Here is a 592-nt window from a genome sequence, read left to right on the forward strand (position 1 = left end):
AGCTTCCTTTCCGTCGACGATGACGATCTTGCAGTGATCCCGGTATGTCAAGTTGGATAGTACCCAGGGGAATCGCATGGGAAAAATAGTCCTGCATTCAATGCCTGCTTCCATCATCCGGCGAACCGCATGTTTGGGAAACGACCGACTTCCCCAGCCATCCCTTATAAAACGAATTTTCACACCGGATAAAGCCCGGTCAATCAGCACATCTGTGATACGTTTACCGATATGGTCATTCCGGTATATGTAATATTCAAGATCTATTGTCTTTTGTGCGGCCTGAATTGATTGAAGGAGTTTTCCGTAGGTTTCCATCCCGTTCGTGAGGATTTGGACGGAACCGGTTCGAAGGCCACTGACAGACAAAGGTTGCAAAGCCCGGGCGATAACAAAAGCGGAGTGACCGCATGCTGGAGGCAACGCTATCGGGTTATTGTGCGAAGAAACGAGCTTGTCCCGCCGCATTTGCACAGGATTCGTGACGAACAGGTAACAAACGAATCCGATAATCGGTAATACAAGTCCGACTGATATCCAAGTCAACGCTTTGGCGGGGCGGCGCACCTCCCGAACCGCAATAATGATCAAC

Annotated in this window: 1 protein-coding gene; it reads right to left on the reverse strand. The window is 49.7% G+C overall.

The window, feature by feature from the left end:
• The coding region (locus FKP33_RS26785) for a phospholipase D-like domain-containing protein (protein WP_258313575.1) at positions 1 to 591 on the reverse strand (591 nt) is incomplete at its 3' end.
• Between the last annotated feature and the right edge of the window lies 1 nt (position 592).

The organism is Paenibacillus sp. tmac-D7 (assembly GCF_006519665.1).
Lineage (GTDB): Bacteria > Bacillota > Bacilli > Paenibacillales > NBRC-103111 > Paenibacillus_G > Paenibacillus_G validus.